Genomic DNA, 13,555 nt, shown 5'->3' on the forward strand with positions numbered 1-13,555 from the left:
CTAGTGTACTGTGTCTATTTTTGTATAATCAATTGCGTTTGCTTTTGGTGAGCTGTCTATATTTGTTACTGTTTTAAATTTACTGTAACCAATAAAAGCAGCACAGATAAAGAATAAGCCAATAACTAATGCGCCTACCCACTGAATTTGTAAAAATTCTAATTTAAACAATAATGTAAGTAACGATAAAGCGACAACATTGCCGATCATGTATTTCATTTTACCTAAACGCTTTACGGTAAAGTTTAGGTTATCTGTATATAAACGTACTAACGAGTCGAGTGAGTTAATTACAAATATGATACCTACAAACACCATTGCAAAGTTTTTAATACCTTGAGTCGGGATGCCCGCCTCGTGGTAGTGATAAAGTACGCTAAACCAAATCGCAATAGGAATAGAAGGGAAAATCAACATAGCACCCAATACTTGGTATGTTTTAAGCCCGCCTACAAAGCGCGATGTGAATTGACCAATCATTATGCTCCACGCAAACCACCAGAATAAGTAAAACTCATGGTAATCATTAAGCGGTAAAACAAATTCATTAATGTTGGCAAAGTAAGTACCAATAGAGCCTAAGTTATCTGTAAATGCTGACATTTGACTATCACCAATTACAAATGCGCCAGCCCACATAAAGGCGATTAAAGCTAAAAATAACCACGTAGTAGAAATACTTAAAATACGTACGTATTTAATATCAGTACTTGAGTAAACAGCAAAACAGATAGCCGCGAACACAATTAAATAAAACTCAGAAACTATACTTGTTCCATCACCTAGTTCGGGTAAATACCACGGTAGGTTTGTAAGCAGCAAATAAGCGGTAAATGCACATGTACCAATAATTACAACGTTATTGATAAATTTAACCCAAGGAATTTCGAAAAATTTCACTTTAGGTTCTATTACACAGAAATAAAAGCACGTAAGAAAGTAAAATCCCCAGATCAAAAATCCCCAGTAGCCAAACTCAATAGCCAGTGGATTTGCAAACGCGTATTCTGGGCTTGCTTTTATGTCTGCATAACCTGCAAACTCAGTTAAAGGAAACATAATAAGGCCAACATCAAGGCCAGAAGTAAATAGTATTGCTATAAACGTAAAGGTTCGAACTGGTGTTACACCTACTACGCGAACATTACCCCATTTAATTAAAATAGTGATAATAGCAAGTAAGGTAAAAATGATGCCTGCATTAAGCCAAATAGTCATTGTTACCCTCCAATAATGAATAAAAATAATTCATAAGCACTCCGTATTTTATTGTTTTATTCTCGCATTAACACAACGTAACCTATTTACATCGTGTGCCACTGCAAGGCACGCAATGGTTTAGCCCGACGAGGCTAAACCTGAGCATGTGGCTAAAGTTAGATCTCCGTACTACGTTGTGTTTCTTGCCAATTTGTTGTTATGGCAACATTCACATCCGATTTCTGTAATGGTTCTTTACCTAAAATTATGTCAGCTGCTTTTTCAGCAACCATAATAGTAGGTGCATTCAAGTTTCCGTTAGGAACTGTTGGGAATATAGATGAGTCAACAACACGTAGTCCTTCAATACCATGTACTTGCGTATTTGAGTTAACAACGGCCATATCATCTTCACCCATTTTGCATGAGCAAGAAGGGTGGTAGGCACTTTCTACGGCTTGGCGTACAAAGGCATCTATTTCTTCATCTGTTTGAATATGTTTACCAGGTTGAATTTCTTCATCGCGGTATTCATCAAAGGCACTTTGTTCGATTATGTCGCGTGTTAAGCGAACGCACGCTCTAAAGCCTTCAATATCGTCTTGGTGTTCAAGGTAATTAAATAAAATGGTTGGTGGTTGCTCAGGATTCGCAGAAGCAATAGTGACACTACCGCGACTTTTTGGTTTGTTATGACCAACATGTACCTGAAAACCATGACCTGCAAATGCACTTCTACCATCGTAACGCATAGCCGCCGGTAAAAAGTGATACTGAATATCTGGCCATTCAACACCTGGTTTTGAGCGAATAAACGCACACGATTCAAAATGATTCGTTGCACCTAAACCCGAACGCGTTAATAACCAGCGCGCACCAATCAACCCTTTTGAAACAATGCCTAGTTTGCCGTTAAGCGTGATAGGTTGCTTACACTTGTATTGAAAGTAAAACTCAAGATGATCTTGTAAGTTTTGACCGACACCTGGTAGATGATGCTGTACTTCAACGCCTGCTTTTTCAAGCACTTGAGTATCACCAATCCCAGAGAGTTGTAAAATATGTGGAGAGCCAATTGGCCCTGCACTTAGTACAACGTCTTTTGCAGCATGTGCAGTTTTAACGTCGCCATTTACTTTGTATTCAATGCCAGTGGCTTTTTTGCCATCTAAAATCACGCGTTGTGCGAGTGCACCTGTAATAATTGTTAAATTACTACGCGATTTAACAGGGTCTAAGTACTCACGAGAAGCAGAGCTGCGCACGCCGTCTTTTACGGTCATGTGCATTGGGCCAAAACCCTCTTGCTGCGACGCATTATAATCATCTGTAGAAGCGTAACCGGCTTGTACACCTGCTTTGATAAAGGTGCGGTAAAGCGGGTTTTTCATTTCGTTGCCGTTATTAACGCCAAGCGGACCTTTGCCACCACGGTAAGTATTTTCACCAAGGTAAAAGCTTTCTGCTTTTTGAAAATACGGTAAACATGATTGGTAATCCCAACCGTTTGCACCGTGTTGCTGCCATTCGTCAAAATCTTTTGCGTGGCCACGTACATATACCATGCCATTAATAGATGATGAGCCGCCTAATACTTTGCCTCGAGGACAATGCATTTCACGGTTATCTAAATGAGGCTCAGGCTGCGTATGAAACTGCCATGCGTATTTGTCACTATTCATAGGAATAGATAACGCGGTTGGCATTTTTATAAAAATACTTTTATCGCTACCGCCAGTTTCAAGTAGTAACACGCGGTTACTTGAATCTTCAGATAAACGGTTTGCTAAAACACAACCGGCCGAACCCGCGCCAACAATAATATAGTCGTAATGATTACTCATAGTAGGGCGCCTTAAAATGGGCTTTCTATGTCGGCCATACCAACATAAATAGACTTAGTTTGCGTGTATTGATCAAGAGTTTGTATACCATTTTCACGGCCAATACCCGATTGCTTATAACCGCCAACTGGCATTTCAGCAGGTGAGTTACCGTATGCATTAATCCAACAAATACCGGCTTGTAACTTATGAATTACGCGGTGCGCACGTTTAATATCGCTAGTAAATACGCCTGCGGCTAAGCCTAGGTGAGTCCCGTTAGCGCGTGCAATAACATCGTCTTCATCGTCAAAAACAAGCACGCTCATTACAGGGCCAAAGATTTCTTCTTTAACGATAGTCATATCGTCATTACAATCAATAAACACAGTCGGTGCTACAAAATAGCCATTAGGTGCAGATTTAGGTGAAAGCGTTGTACCACCGGTTAATAGCGTTGCACCTTCTTCGATGCCTTTATTAACGTAGCTCATTACTAGTTCTTGGTGCTTTTTAGAAATAAGTGCGCCAAAGTTAGTATTTAAATCTTGTGGGTCACCAGCAATAATGTTTTTCTCAGTGCGCGCTTTAAGCTCATCAATAAACTGCTGATATACATTTTTATGAACGTAAATACGTGTACAGTTAGTACAAATTTCGCCTTGCGTATAAAAGTTACCTAACATAGCAGCGCTAACCGCTTGCTCAATGTTGGCATCATCAAATACTAATAGTGGAGATTTACCACCAAGTTCCATCGTGACATCTTTTAAAGTACCGGCAGCGCTTGCCACTACTTTTTTACCTGTGCCTACTTCACCCGTAAACGATACTTTATCAATATCGCTATGCTGCGTTAGCCACTGGCCTACATCGCCCGCGCCTTGAACAACATTAAACACACCTGCAGGTACGCCAGCTTCAACAAATACTTCTGCAAGTTTAATTGCGCCAAGTGGTGTTTCTTCAGATGGTTTGAATATAAATGCATTACCAGCTGCAAGGGCAGGGCCCGACTTCCAACACGCAATTTGTAGTGGGTAGTTCCATGCACCAATACCCGCACAAATACCTAATGGCTCTTTACGTGTGTAGTAAAAGTCATCACCAACCATTTGTTGTTGGCCTACTTGTGCTGGCGCAAGGCCTGCAAAGTATTCAATTACATCAGCGCCAGTTTCAATATCAACACAATTTGCTTCTTGCATTGGTTTACCGGTGTCGAGTACTTCTACAAGTGCCAGCTCATCGTTGCGCTCGCGTAAAATAGCCACTGCTTTTAATAAAATGCGGCTACGTTCAATGGGTGTCATTGCTGACCATTGAGCAAAACCTTGCTTTGCACTGGCAATGGCTGCGTTTTGAATAAATTCGTCGGCAATTTCTACTGCGTAAATAACCTCGCCCGTTGCTGGGTTTGATACATCAAATGTTTTGCCGTTCTGGTTTGCAAGAAAATGGCCGTTAATAAAGTTTTGATAGACAGGTGTAGTCACGCTAGGCTCCATATTGCTTGATAAGTGAAAGTACGTAGCTTTTTGCTAACTTTTCACTGTGTTTAAACTGATTATTGTCTGATTTACTCAGTACTGCTCTTAACCATAGGCCATCGATCATTGCGGCGCTAAGTTCTGCAGCTTGCTTTGCTTGCTCAATAGGCATTAATTGCTTAAAAGAAAATGCTAAATTACTTTGCAAGCGTTTACTGTTTACGTTTTGTAGTCTGTGTAATTCTTCATCATGCATCGATTGCGCCCAAAAACTTAACCACGTTCGGGTTGTATCATTACGCTGTTGTACAAGCGCAAAGTTGGCTTCGATAATAATCATTAAACGTTCAATGGCATTCGTTTGGTTATTTACTTTACTTATCAAGCCTTGTTTTAAGCTTGTTAGTAAGTATCTAACAGTGGCTTCAATTAACCCCTGCTTACCACCAAAATAATGACTAATAATGCCTGACGATAAACCGGCATTTTTACTAATGCTGTTTATAGTTGTGCCTTGTAGTCCATTAGTTGCAACTGACTCTATAGTCGCGTCAATTAGCTGCTGACGTCTGACAGGTTCCATTCCGACTTTAGGCATAATTTTTATTAATTGAACGTTCAATAAACATAAGCTTAAGGTAATAGCTCTAACAATTCAAGGCTGAAGTAAATATCTAGATGCCAAAATGTAGATTAATCATTAATAAAAGCGCAACTAATGCGATAAAGAAGATAAGGTTTTACTTTGTTTTATTTTATTTAAAACAAAGGCTTGTGAATTCTATTTTGAAATTAAATAATAGTAATGATTTGTTTACAGCAATAAATGAATAAAATGATCAATAATCATTAGTGCAGTAATAGTTAGAGTACTAATAGTATTAATTTAATACAAAAGCGCACTAAACCTGCAATTGCTTAGTGCTCTAATAAATTTATATAGAGAGTAAACTTTGTGGTTTTATCGTTTTAAAGCGCTTGGTTTTGAAAGGTCAGGCATTATTAATAACGCCTTTAAAAAGTAGGGGGTAACGTCTTAGTCTATTGCCAATATAGTCATCAGCTAAAATTTGCTGGCAAATAAAGTCTATATCTTTGCTTGCTTCAAAAACCCAATCAAAGCGCTCTATAGCCAGTAAAAAACCACGCTTTAAATGAGTTTGAGCACGGTATTGTTCTAAATTTTCTTGAATAATTGAGACTTTGCTTGGATCAGCTCTAAGCTCTTCTACTACTTGGTTTATAAAAGTAGTATTGAGCTTACTGGTAGGGCGGTGTCTGCGTTTTCGTGGTTGCATTAGCCTTCGTTTGCAATGTTATATAATTTTTTTAAAAAGTCGTCTTTATGCTTTTCATGTTCGTAGTCAAGGTGGTAAGTATTGTGAAAACCAAAGCGCAGTTCAACGCCGCTACCTTGTAAGTATATGGTGTAACCATCTACGTCTGAATAAGCAGTAACGCCTTGATAATGTTTACCTTCATCAGTCATTTCACCTTTTTGAATTATGCGTTCATACACGGCTAAAATCTGTTTATTGTCGATTTCGTTTTTCATGTTTTATGCCCTTCGTTTAATAACTCATACGATACAGATATGAGGGTCGATCATCTTAAAAACAATAGCTAAAAAAGTGTGATATTGCTTTGTAATTTCGCTTTTTTAAATTATGCTCAAAACTCATTTATTGTTGAGCTTAGAGCATGATAGACAAGGCGTTACTACTAAAAACTCGTGAGTTATCGGATCAATTAATTGCATTGCAAACGCCAATTAGGATACTCGATGCTATTAATTGGGATAAACAAACTAAAGAGGAGTTTTTTAGACAGAAATGTCAAAAAAACCCACTCATCGATCGTGCATATTATCAACAGCGCGACCTTGGTTTTGTACCTAGCGAGTTACGCCAAGCATTTTCTACTTTGCACCGTAACATTATTAACCAATTGGGACAGTTAAATCCGATTGCTCAATATATGGGAAAAATGTGCACCGAGTATAAAACGGTATTAAGTATGCTTGAGTATCGTGGAACGCCAGAGTTTCATGACTTATCAGTGGAGTTATTTGGACACCCTAAAGACTTATTCCATGCTGGTGAGCCCTCACTTTCTGAGCTAGCTAATATGCTAGATAAACCGCTGCAAAATTTACTTATAGCCGACATACTGCCTGACGACCCTAAAAATATTGATGCTGTTGATGCAGTGCGTATTTTGTCTGAGCAAGTAAATGCCAGTATGGCAGGCATAAATGTAGAGGTAATGCTTAGCGATGGTATTGTTAGTGATGCAGCCGCAGGTGCTAATAATATAAAGCTTAATCAAGATGTTAAGTTTTCTCAGCGTGAACTTGATATTTTAGAAGTTCACGAAGGGTGGATACACGTAGGTACCACTCAAAATGGTTTAGCACAGCCGTATTTAACATGTTTGAGTAAAGGCACGCCTAGCTCTACTATTACCCAAGAAGGCTTAGCGGTACTTACCGAAATTATTACTTTAAAATCGACTCCAAGGCGTTTATCTAAATTAGTGAATCGTATTCAAGCCGTTACAAAGGTAATTGACGGTGCTGAATTTGTAGATATTTACCGTGACTATGTAGCGCAAGGTTTATCAAAAGATGACAGTTACACACTCGCGCAGCGTGTATTTAGAGGCAGTACGCCAACAGGTTTGCCTTTTACAAAAGATATTGCTTACATTAAAGGCTTTGTACTAGTTTATAACTTAATACGCGTTGCAATACAGCTTGGTCGAATCGATAGACTCCCTTTATTACTGGTAGGTAAAATATCAATAGATGACTTTAGATTAATATCGCAGCTTCATGATTTAGGTGTAATAGAGAGCCCACAATTTGTACCACCACACTTTAAAGACTTACGCGGTTTGGCAACTTGGTTGAGCTTTGGTCGTTTTATTGGCGACTTATCGTTTGAAAAGTTAGAAAACGATTATAAACCGTTATTTTTATAATTAATCAATATAACCTACCGACATAAAAAAAGCCCATAACGGGCTTTTTAAATAAAGTACTTTAGGTTTTGCTATCGAGCGTTGGTGCTTTCAAATATTTTGTCAGCTGAGGCTGCAACAAAACCAGTATAAAGCTCACCGTCTGCTTTAGGGTAACGAATAGCAAACTCATAAAAACAGCTAGGAATGCTCATATCACCATTACTAAAGGTAACTGAGTATTCATCAGCAAGTGTTGACGATTGCTCTAGTAACACCTCTGGTGAGCCTTTAACTTCGCCGCCTGACGTATTAAGCGAAAATCCAGCGTCTTTTAGAGCTTGGTTAACATCATGAATGTTATCAAACTTAGCAAGCGTATTAATATTTACGGTAAAGTGATTGGCGCGGTAGCCCCACGCCGACATCCACGCTGCATATTCGCTTTCAGCTAGCAGTTGTTTGTAAGTATCGGTGCTTACTTGCCAATGCGTGCCTGAGTACAAAAAGTTATCAGCAGTAACAGCACTTTCATCAATTTTATCAACCATGTCGGTTACGATGGCTTGTAACTCAGGCGAGCATTTTTCTACTAGTAGCTCAGAAATAAACACTTTTGGCTGGTTAGGATCGCTATGCTCGTAGTGCTTTGCATAGAGTTTTTTAGCTTCAAAATGGTACTCACCACATTCTTTGTAACCAATAGCTAAAAAGTGAGCAGCGAGCTTTTCAAGACCCACTTTTTCAATATTAAACGTACGCAGCGCAATATGATCGTTAATAATGTCATCTTTTTGCGTTGACCCTAAAAGGTCATGAATTTTGTCTGCCGATGGTGTTACGTTTAAGTAGTTTTTCCAAAGGCTCTCAAATAATGTGTTTACATCAGTATGCATGTTAAATCCTTAAATCTAAAATTTTGGTTTTATTGCTTATTCAATTACCAAGCCTGGCGCTAGGGTTTGCGGTAAGCTCACTTTGTCTGACTCAACAGATGCCACAGGGTATGCACAATAATCGGCGGCATAATAGGCACTTGCTCTGTGATTACCACTGGCGCCTATGCCGCCAAATGGAGCTGCACTTGAGGCACCCGTAATAGGGCGGTTCCAGTTAACAATACCTGCACGAATGCGCTTTAAGAAGTGAGTATAATCATCTTCATTGTCGCTAAGTAAGCCTGCAGATAAGCCAAAGCTTGTGTTGTTAGCTTCAATAATTGCGCTGTCAAAGTCGTTGTAACGATACACTTTAATAAGCGGTCCAAAATGTTCTTCATCTGGCATGTCGGTAATGTTTGTTACATCAATAATACCCGGGCTTACAAAACCGGTGCTTGATTTTAATTGCTTAAGTTCAACAAGGATTTGCGCGCCTTTTGACACTAATTCACTTTGCGCAGCGACCATGCCTAATGCTGCTTTTTCGCTTATCATTGCACTCATAAAAGGCTGCTCTGTAGCAAAACTGTCGTCTACAACTATGTTTTTAGTCGCGCTTATTAGCTTTTCTAAAATAGCATCGCCATTGAGCGATTTTTCAATAAATAAGCGGCGTGCACACGTACAGCGCTGGCCTGAGGTAATAAAGCCTGATTGAATAATATCGTGCACAGCAGCGCTTACATCACTCACGTCTTTTACAATAAGAGGATTATTACCGCCCATTTCAAGTGCTAAAATTTTGCCAGGGTGTCCTGCAAATTGCTTATGTAGTAAGTGACCTGTGTTTGAGCTACCGGTAAAAAACAATCCATCTATATCTTTATGAGAAGCAAGCGCTTTGCCTGTTTCAATTTCACCTTGGACAAGGTTAATAACACCCGCTGGTAAGCCCGCTTTTAACCAAAGTGAGAGGGTGAATTCTGCAACGTGCGGTGTTAGTTCTGATGGCTTAAATACTACGGTGTTGCCTGCTAAAATTGCAGGAACAATATGCCCGTTTGGTAAATGCCCCGGAAAGTTATACGGGCCAAAAATAGCCACAACGCCATGCGGTTTGTGTCTAATAAACGCTTTAGCACCGGGCATTGGGTTTTCGGTTGTACCGGTACGCTCATGGTACGCTTTTACAGATATAGCTACTTTGCCTGTCATTGCGCCCACTTCGGTACGGGTTTCCCATAATGGCTTACCTGTTTCGCGTGCAATTATGGTCGCGAATTCTTCACTGTGTTCTTTTAATTGAGCTGCGAAGTTTTCAAGAATGGCTATACGCTCTTCAAGCGGCTTATCTGCCCATTGTACCTGTGCTGCTCTGGCTGCTTTTATAGCTGAATCTACTTGATCAGCGTTTGCGCCATTACCTTGCCATACCACATCGCCATTACTTGGATTGATCGACTCAAATGCTGGACCTTGCCCTGCATGCCACTGGTTATTAATTAGGTGTGTATTCATAAATAATTTACAGGCGGAAAAATCGCGCTGCATCTCCTTGACTTAAATTAAGTGCTTTAGCCACATCTTGGCTAATGACGAGAGTATGTTTTGCATGATTGTAATGTGCGTCTTTGGTAAATGTTGCTCTAAAGCCACTTACGCCTTGATTACATACAGCCAACGTATCAGAGCTATTTTGTGAGATGTGATCAAGCTCACCAATAGTAATAGGGCAAACTTGAGAGTCGCGAATGCTGCGAATATTACCAAGCTTTGCTTCAACCGTTGGGCCTGCGTCAAATAAGTCAACGTAGCCTCTGTGCTCAAAACCTTCTTTTTCTAATAATTTTAGCGCAGGTTTTGTTTTTTCATGCACATGCCCAATAACTGCTTGGGCTTTCTTGCTAAGCAAGTTCACATAAATAGGGTATTTAGGCATTAACTCGCTAATAAATACCTTATCGCCTAAGCCAACTAAGTGATCCGCTTGTGGAAATTCGATACTAAAAAAGTGCTCTTGCAGCCATTGCCAAAAAGGAGAATGGCCGTCTTCGTCGCTAACACCGCGCATTTCTGCGATAACAGTATCGGCAAAACGCTCGCTATGCTGAGCCATAAACAAAAAGCGTGAACGCGATAAAAATCGACCCGTTAAACCTTTACGGCTATTTTCGCGCAAAAATAATGTGCATATTTCTGAGCAACCTGTGTAGTCGTTACACATGCTTAAAATATCAACGGTGTTATATACATTTAAAGTAGGCGAGTGGTGTACTGTTTTACCTAAATGATAATGATATAAAGGCACCGATAAACCTACTGCGGCTTCTATAGCGGTTGTGCCAATAACGTCACCTGTTTCACTGTCCTCTAAAACAAATAAATAGCTTTCATCAAGTGGCTGGTTAATGTTTTTGGCAAAGCTTTTTTCAGCACGTTCAATTTTTTCTTTAAGCTGTGCATCGTCCACAGGTAAAGAGGTAAACCCATGACCGGATTCAATCGCTATTTGTTTAAGCGCGTCAAAATCATTGGCAGTAATAGGACGTAATACTTGCATTTATTGCTTGCTCCAATAGCACGCCTGTAGGCGTGCTAATTTAAACTATATTAACCGTTTACTACATCGCTAACGGCTTTTTCAAAGCGCGCTAAGCCTTCTTTAATATCTTCAAACGGGATAACTAAAGACGGTGTAAAGCGAATTACATTCATGCCAGCTACAAGGTTCATTAAACCATTATTAGCACTGGCTACTAAAAAGTCGCGTGCACGTCCTTCAAATTTGTCATTTAGTACTGCGCCAATTAATAAGCCTTTACCACGTACTTCGCTAAATACGTTGTATTTTTCGTTAATTGCGTTTAATCCGTCACGGAATAATTGCTCGCGCTCTTTAACACCGTTTAGTACGTCTGGTGTATTTACTGTATCAAATGCCGCTTCGGCTACAGCACAAGCAAGTGCGTTTCCGCCATAAGTAGAACCGTGAGTACCAATTTTTAAATGCTCAGCAATAGGTGTACGAGTGATCATAGCGCCAATTGGAAAACCACCACCCAATGCTTTTGCCGTTGTTAAAATGTCAGGAACAACTCCTAAACCTTCATAAGCGTATAAATCGCCTGTGCGACCAACACCCGTTTGTACTTCATCAAAAATAAGTAACGCGTTATGTTTAGTACAAAGTTCACGTACTTTTTTAGCAAATTCATCTGTTGGTGAAATAATACCGCCTTCACCTTGTAATGGTTCCATCATAACAGCACATGTTTTATCGCTGATCAGCGCTTCAAATGCCGCTATATCGTTAAAGTCACAATGTACTATATCAGCAGGTTTTGGACCAAAGCCGTCAGAATATGCAGCTTGCCCGCCCACAGTTACTGTAAAAAATGTACGACCATGGAAACCTTTATTAAATGCAATAATTTGCGTTTTTTCAGCGCCATATACGTCCAATGCATAACGACGAGCTAACTTAAGGGCTGCTTCGTTTGCTTCTGCGCCTGAGTTTGCAAAGTAAACTTTATCAGCGAATGTTGCTTCAACCATTTTTTGAGCTAAACGAAGTGCTGGCTCATTAGTCATAACATTCGATAAATGCCAAATTTTTTCGCCTTGCTCTTTTAATGCTTTAACTAATGCAGGATGACAGTGACCCAAACAGTTAACGGCAATACCACCAGCAAAATCGATAAACTCGTTATCATTTTGATCCCAAACGCGTGAACCTTCACCACGAACTGGAATGATTGCTGATGGATTATAGTTTGGTACCATTACGTCGTTAAATAAGTCTCTTGTTACTTGCATTTTTACACCTAAATTTAATGGGCTTAGATAAAAGATTAGTTGCTAACTCAAAGAAGAATATAGCCTTTATTCTTCAGCAAACACGTTATTATTTCTTGTAGAGGCCATTATCGAAGGTTAGCTATTAAAATTGCAGTGCTATTTTGTGAAAAATGATTAAAATAAAAGACAAAATAACGAAGAAAATAACCATTATGATAACTCCACAAGATGAAAAGCTACTTTCTGTACTAAAAACAAACGCTAGAGCGAGTATTTCTGATCTTGCTCGCATGCTTGACTTATCTCGTTCAACGGTACAAAGCCGTATGCTCAAACTAGAAGAAACGGGTGTAATTAAAGGCTATAGCGTTGATTATGGTGACGACTACCTCAGTAAAATGGTATCAGCTCATGTGTCTATAAAAGTAAGGCAAAAATTAACAACTAAAACAAATATCGAGCTTAAGCAAATTGATGCAATTTCGCAGCTTTACGCGATAAGTGGTGAGTTTGATTTAATTGCTGTAGTACAGGCTCAAAATTTAGAGCAGCTTAGCCATTTACTAGACGATATAGGAAATCTGGATGGAGTAGAGCGCACAACATCTTCTGTAATTTTAGAAACTAAATTTAAGCGTTAATCGCCATTTAAGCCCTGAGTTGTTTAATACTGTTTATATATTGGAAATGACTATAAACATTACTAAATAACGTGTAGTAAATAGTTTATAAATTCTTGATTTATTTATCTTGCGTGCTAAAATTAAAATTAGTTGGTAATTGCGTTTTTAGTAATTATATGACAAGGATTTATTTACTACTTACATGGATGTAGAGAGTCTCCCTCCCTCGTACTTATGTAAAAAATCGAACTATTTTATAAACAATGCAATACTAATTATTGTGTTAAGGGTAATTATGAAAACGGTTTTTACAGTGATATTATCAATCATACTTATAGGTTATTATTTAACGGCTAAAGCTAGTCATTTTTCGTCAAAGAAGAATACAGAAGTTAATACGTATAGCGATATCTATTTTAAACTCGAAACATCCTCAGTAAATATCAATGAAATAATTGCTGGGGCTACAGATTTTGCTTTAACTATGTGCGCAGATAAAGCCTATCAGGAAGCTTTAGGTAATACTGTTGCTAGCTGCAATTCTCAATTTGAAGAATCTAAAAATGTTTGCTCAAAGCATATTATGAAGAATGTTAAGCCGCACTATACAGACAAAGCTACAGTAACACTGCTAACAGAAAGGTTTATTAAGTGTGTAAGCGCTGCATAGCTGGGAAATTAGAGCTGTTACCTAATAATTACAGCAAATAATGCAATTTTAATCTGTTTGGCTACACTTATTTTAATTTGTACATTATTTAGCAATGGATTATGCCCGG

The 13,555-nt window shown here is 38.9% G+C and carries 13 protein-coding genes; 3 read left to right on the plus strand and 10 right to left on the minus strand.

All coding sequences use genetic code 11. The features are described from left to right. The 6 genes from PARC_RS20250 to PARC_RS20275 form a co-directional block, all read right to left on the minus strand. Positions 1–1,218, minus strand: coding sequence for a BCCT family transporter (locus tag PARC_RS20250; RefSeq protein WP_010553013.1), 1,218 nt, complete (start codon positions 1,216–1,218; stop codon positions 1–3). Positions 1,219–1,376: 158 nt separating this feature from the next. After that, positions 1,377–3,044, minus strand: coding sequence for a choline dehydrogenase (gene betA, locus PARC_RS20255; RefSeq protein ID WP_010553012.1), 1,668 nt, complete (start codon positions 3,042–3,044; stop codon positions 1,377–1,379). An 11-nt stretch (positions 3,045–3,055) separates the two neighbouring features. After that, positions 3,056–4,519, minus strand: a complete 1,464-nt coding sequence (betB, locus tag PARC_RS20260; protein WP_010553011.1) for a betaine-aldehyde dehydrogenase — start codon at positions 4,517–4,519, stop codon at positions 3,056–3,058. 1 nt (position 4,520) lies between these two features. Continuing rightward, positions 4,521–5,096: a transcriptional regulator BetI gene (betI, locus tag PARC_RS20265; RefSeq protein ID WP_010553010.1), complete on the minus strand. Its 576-nt coding sequence runs from the start codon at positions 5,094–5,096 to the stop codon at positions 4,521–4,523. 409 nt (positions 5,097–5,505) lie between these two features. Next, positions 5,506–5,811, minus strand: a complete 306-nt coding sequence (locus PARC_RS20270; protein ID WP_007580773.1) for a hypothetical protein — start codon at positions 5,809–5,811, stop codon at positions 5,506–5,508. After that, positions 5,811–6,068 carry a DUF3081 domain-containing protein gene (locus PARC_RS20275; RefSeq protein ID WP_010553009.1) on the minus strand — a complete coding sequence of 86 codons (258 nt, stop codon included), beginning with the start codon at positions 6,066–6,068 and terminating at the stop codon, positions 5,811–5,813. Before PARC_RS20275 ends, PARC_RS20270 begins: the two co-directional genes overlap by 1 nt. 146 nt (positions 6,069–6,214) lie before the next feature. On the opposite strand from PARC_RS20275, the gene PARC_RS20280 reads away from it, so the two are divergent. After that, positions 6,215–7,495 carry a flavohemoglobin expression-modulating QEGLA motif protein gene (locus PARC_RS20280; protein WP_008169642.1) on the plus strand — a complete coding sequence of 427 codons (1,281 nt, stop codon included), beginning with the start codon at positions 6,215–6,217 and terminating at the stop codon, positions 7,493–7,495. Between the two features lie 71 nt (positions 7,496–7,566). Here PARC_RS20280 and PARC_RS20285 read toward each other — a convergent pair whose 3' ends face one another. From PARC_RS20285 to PARC_RS20300, 4 genes are read right to left on the minus strand one after another with little or no spacing between them, the layout of a single operon-like run. Beyond that, complete coding sequence (locus tag PARC_RS20285) at positions 7,567–8,370, minus strand: DUF1338 domain-containing protein (RefSeq protein ID WP_010553008.1); 804 nt, start codon at positions 8,368–8,370, stop codon at positions 7,567–7,569. Between the two features lie 36 nt (positions 8,371–8,406). Beyond that, a complete protein-coding gene (gene astD, locus PARC_RS20290) occupies positions 8,407–9,873 on the minus strand; it encodes a succinylglutamate-semialdehyde dehydrogenase (RefSeq protein ID WP_010553007.1) in 1,467 nt (488 codons plus the stop codon). 7 nt (positions 9,874–9,880) lie between these two features. Further along, positions 9,881–10,915, minus strand: coding sequence for an arginine N-succinyltransferase (gene astA / locus PARC_RS20295; protein ID WP_010553006.1), 1,035 nt, complete (start codon positions 10,913–10,915; stop codon positions 9,881–9,883). Between the two features lie 50 nt (positions 10,916–10,965). Further along, the gene (locus PARC_RS20300; protein WP_007580760.1) at positions 10,966–12,171 is read right to left on the minus strand and encodes an aspartate aminotransferase family protein; all 1,206 of its coding nucleotides are present in this window, start codon (positions 12,169–12,171) and stop codon (positions 10,966–10,968) included. Positions 12,172–12,365: 194 nt separating this feature from the next. Here PARC_RS20300 and PARC_RS20305 point away from each other — a divergent pair, with 194 nt between their 5' ends. Continuing rightward, the gene (locus PARC_RS20305) at positions 12,366–12,794 is read left to right on the plus strand and encodes an Lrp/AsnC family transcriptional regulator (protein WP_002958609.1); all 429 of its coding nucleotides are present in this window, start codon (positions 12,366–12,368) and stop codon (positions 12,792–12,794) included. Between the two features lie 277 nt (positions 12,795–13,071). Beyond that, positions 13,072–13,446 (plus strand): hypothetical protein, encoded by a 375-nt coding sequence (locus PARC_RS20310; RefSeq protein ID WP_024605160.1) that lies wholly within the window; start codon positions 13,072–13,074, stop codon positions 13,444–13,446. Positions 13,447–13,555 lie beyond the last annotated feature (109 nt).

Source organism: Pseudoalteromonas arctica A 37-1-2 (genome assembly GCF_000238395.3).
GTDB lineage: Bacteria > Pseudomonadota > Gammaproteobacteria > Enterobacterales > Alteromonadaceae > Pseudoalteromonas > Pseudoalteromonas arctica.